This window comes from Arthrobacter sp. JCM 19049 (assembly GCF_001310435.1).
On record NZ_BAXF01000221.1, the window covers coordinates 1 to 3,496 of the forward strand.

The window sequence follows — 3,496 nt, forward strand, 5'->3', positions numbered from 1 at the left end:
CCGCGGGCTCGTTCGACGGCTGCTGTGGCTTGCGGGCGGCACGACGATCCCGCCACCGGGCCACTTCTTCCTCCACGTCGCGCAACGCCGTAATCACCGGCGGACCACCCTGCAGCTGACGGCGGGCCTCAATAACGCGGCGGTTGAAATCCTTTAGATGCTCCCGCACTCCGGCCTCGCCGGGCAGCTGGTCCAGTACCTGCTCCAGGTGCTGATCCTCAACCCGCAACGTCAGGCCGGAGGACCCAGTCCGCTGATCTGTTCGCGCTTCATCAGGCCCTTGAGCCACCAGTCCGGGTCGCTGTCGCCGGTGACATGGTCAATCCTTTGACCTGCCAGCGCCAGGTTGTCGAATTCCCCGCGAGACATGGCTTCCTCGATTGCCGAATTGGCCACCTGCCACGCCTCATCCTCGGCGTGATACTGCAGGGGAGTGCGGGGCTTGGCCTGCGGGTCGCTGCGTCCTGTCCGCCGGGCATATTCGTCCTCGGGCAACGCCTCCTCGCTGGAGCGCTGCATCTGATAGCGGGCGGCATTTAGCGACGCGTCTTCGCCGGGGCGTTTGGACTCGTTGCTCATGAATCCATCGTGTCACCGTGCCGGTCGCTGCGGCAATAGTCGCCGTCCGCCTCCCAGTGTCGTGCCATGGCCCGTAGTAGCCTGAAAGCCATGACCAGAAAGTATCGACACGGAGCGGTAGGCCTGCTGGGGCACGGGGAACCAGCGGATACCGTCCATGCCAACCGGGAACGCTGGAACGGCTGGGGGCAGGGCAAGACTGCCTGGTAACCGGCGGCAACGCCGGGCTTGGCTTCTTCACCGCACTGGGTCTGGCGGCCAGCGGGGCACAGGTCATCATCGCCAGCCGCTCGATGCAGCGCAATCGCTTAGCCCGGGAGCTGATTGAACAGCTCGTCCCGGGCAGCCGGATACGGCAGCATGAACTGGACACCAGCAGCTACGCCTCCGTTGACCGGCTTGGCCGCGACCTGGCTCGGTGGAACTTGACATCATCGTCGCCAACGCCGGCCTGATCCACACCCCACGGCAGCGCCAGGTGGGCGTCGACGGGCACGAACTGACCCTGGCCACCAACTTCCTGGGCCATGCCCGGCTCATCGGCTCCCTGGCTGAGCAGTTCCGCCAGCGGCAGCTGCGACTGATTGGCCTGGGGTCCATGTCCACCCGGATGTTGCCGGCCGACTCGCAGAACCTGGAACTGCACCACGGTACAGCGCCTACCGCGCTATACCCAGTCCAAGGCGGCCCTGCAGTGCTTCACCATGGCCCTGGACCACCGCCTGAAGCAACTGTCCTGGCCGGCCCGGTCGTTGGCCGTGCACCCGGGATACTCCATATCCGGTCTGAGCATCGCGGTGCCGGGGATCAACGAACCGACTGGCCCGGCGCTGGCGCGATCAGCTGCAGTCGGGCTTTGCCCAGGGCAAGCACCAGGGGGCGGTGCCGATCATCGAGCAGCCTGAACCCGGGGATCGCCGCCACCGAACGCGGGGTGTATTTTGGCCCGGCACTGCTCTCCAAGGGGCGGGTGCGCATGGTCAAACCGTCCCGGTTGACCCGCAGCAAGAAACTCCTGGATCCGGTGTGGGAGCTTTATCGGCGAGCCAATGACGGGACCGACCCCTTCGGCCTCTAGCAGCAGATGGCACAGTCTTCACTCAGCGCCGGATCGGCGCACCTCAAAATGTGGTGAACTAGTCAAGCCGAGCGTGAAATTCCGCCAATCTCCAAAAAATCCGCAGATTTCCGGTGATTTCGGGCGTTTCGCCCATAATCATTTGATAGGTTCTGTTTCTAGAAGACCGCGCGACCGCGTGGCGTCCAAGGCTCGTTGGGCCAAGGAAGACTAGTCCAGGAGGACCATACATTGGCTATGAACCGTAGCGAACTTGTTGCTGCTGTTGCAGCAAAGACCGATAACTCCCAGGTTGCCGTCAACGGTGTGCTGGATGCCGTGTTCGACGTCTTCGTCGAGCAGATCTCCAAAGGCGAGAAGGTATCGATCCCGGGCTGGCTGGCCGTTGAGCGCACCGACCGCGCCGCCCGCACCGGCCGCAACCCGCAGACCGGCGAAGCCATCCAGATCCCGGCCGGCCACTCGGTGAAGCTGACCGCTGGTTCGAAGCTGAAGGCCGCCGTAGCCAAGAAGTAGTCTTCTTTCAGACTTTCAACGGTGTCCGGGCTCACCCGGGCGAACTGTTGCCAGAGGCCGGAATCCATCATGGATTCCGGCCTCTGCTGCATGGTGCAGGGCCGATTCGATCCCTGCTTCTACCTGACGTAGAATTACCCACAATGGGCACGTCCAGCTCGAACCGGTAGGGGTAGCACAGTCATGAGCACAGCAGCACCACGCGTCATGCGCGGATGGCTTGCTGCCGCTGTGTGCACCTGGATGGCGTTTGCCGCCCACGCCCACGCCGTCCCCACCGTCGCATCCCTGGTGGTCATGGTCCTGATCACCTGCGTCTCCGCGGTGGTGGCCATGGCGATGCTGGGGCGCAAGAACAGTCTGTTGAGTTTGAGCCTGCTCGTCTTCGGAAGCCAGGGACTCTACCACCTGGCACTGTCGGTCATGACGCACCACGGCTCCAGCCTGGTTGCCGCCACCGGCACCGGCGTGCACGCCAACCACGTCATGTCGCTGGGCGTGAACCCGCAAGCCGTCCAGGCCGAGTCGCTGGACATGCTCGCCGCCCACATGGGCGCCGCCGTGCTGACCATCTTCACCCTGCGCCAGGGCGAACGACTGGCCCGGGCCGTGCTGGAGATATTGAGCCTTTCCTTCGTGCGCCGACTGCTGCTGCTGTTGCGCACCGCCCCGGCTCCCTGGCCCCGCGTCACCACGAACACTCGTGAAGTGCCGGTGCTCTCCGGCCGGCACGACCACCGGCTGCCGCTGCTGCGCGGACCGCCTTCCGCCGTATTGACCTTCGCCTGAACCCCGAACTCAATACCTGCCTTGTCCCAGGGGAACACCTGCGGACAGGGATGGAAGGAAAACCCATGAAAACCCTGGCCATCTCCCGCCAGACGACCTACGCCGCACGCCTCTTCGCGGCCCTGCTGATCGCCGTGCTGGCGATCTTCACCGCCGGCACCGCGGCCAACGCCCACGATCAGCTGACCGGCTCCACCCCGAAGAACGAATCGACGATCAGTGAATCGCCAGAACAGATCAAGCTGAACTTCTCCGGCGAACTGCAGCACGTGGAGGGCGCAGACATGACCGTGGTGGTCATCTCGAACGCCGAGGGCCAAAAGTTCGACAACGAATTGCAGGTCAAGGGCCGGGATGTCATCGCCACCCCGAACCAGCCGCTGCCCAACGGTGAATACACCGTGACCTACCGCGTGGTTTCCTCCGACGGTCACCCCATCGACGGAACCGTGGGCTTCACCCTGGAAGACCAGGCGGCCGGCAGCGACGCGACCGAAACCGCAGCGGCCCCGAGCACCGAGGCCAGCGACGAAC

General features: G+C 64.5%; 6 protein-coding genes and 1 pseudogene. 5 read left to right on the forward strand and 2 right to left on the reverse strand.

Annotation, left to right across the window (positions count from 1 at the left end; translation table 11 throughout):
* Both JCM19049_RS09800 and JCM19049_RS09805 read right to left on the reverse strand, forming a co-directional pair.
* A pseudogene (locus tag JCM19049_RS09800) lies at positions 1-229 on the reverse strand (DUF1992 domain-containing protein); the annotation flags it as partial.
* Between the two features lie 2 nt (positions 230-231).
* The gene (locus JCM19049_RS09805) at positions 232-579 is read right to left on the reverse strand and encodes a DUF1992 domain-containing protein (protein WP_054821490.1); all 348 of its coding nucleotides are present in this window, start codon (positions 577-579) and stop codon (positions 232-234) included.
* A 203-nt stretch (positions 580-782) separates the two neighbouring features.
* On the opposite strand from JCM19049_RS09805, the gene JCM19049_RS19995 reads away from it, so the two are divergent.
* From JCM19049_RS19995 to JCM19049_RS09825, 5 genes are all read left to right on the forward strand, one after another.
* Entirely contained in the window at positions 783-1,034 is a 252-nt protein-coding gene (locus JCM19049_RS19995; RefSeq protein WP_279402897.1) for an SDR family NAD(P)-dependent oxidoreductase, read from the forward strand.
* On the forward strand, positions 998-1,657 hold the full coding sequence (locus JCM19049_RS09810) for a hypothetical protein (RefSeq protein WP_054821491.1): 660 nt from the start codon (positions 998-1,000) through the stop codon (positions 1,655-1,657). The genes JCM19049_RS19995 and JCM19049_RS09810 overlap by 37 nt, the downstream gene beginning before the upstream one ends.
* Before the next feature lie 231 nt (positions 1,658-1,888).
* Positions 1,889-2,173, forward strand: coding sequence for an HU family DNA-binding protein (locus tag JCM19049_RS09815; RefSeq protein ID WP_054821492.1), 285 nt, complete (start codon positions 1,889-1,891; stop codon positions 2,171-2,173).
* Positions 2,174-2,416: 243 nt separating this feature from the next.
* Positions 2,417-2,962: a hypothetical protein gene (locus JCM19049_RS09820; protein WP_279402895.1), complete on the forward strand. Its 546-nt coding sequence runs from the start codon at positions 2,417-2,419 to the stop codon at positions 2,960-2,962.
* A gap of 65 nt (positions 2,963-3,027) precedes the next feature.
* A partial coding sequence (locus JCM19049_RS09825) for a copper resistance protein CopC (RefSeq protein ID WP_279402896.1) occupies positions 3,028-3,496 on the forward strand: 469 nt, incomplete at its 3' end.

Bases quoted from the DNA above. Each gene is read 5' to 3' on its own strand.
- JCM19049_RS09805 (WP_054821490.1), bottom strand. From the start codon at position 579: ATGAGCAACGAGTCCAAACGCCCCGGCGAAGACGCGTCGCTAAATGCC.
- JCM19049_RS09820 (WP_279402895.1), top strand. From the start codon at position 2,417: ATGGCGTTTGCCGCCCACGCCCACGCCGTCCCCACCGTCGCATCCCTG.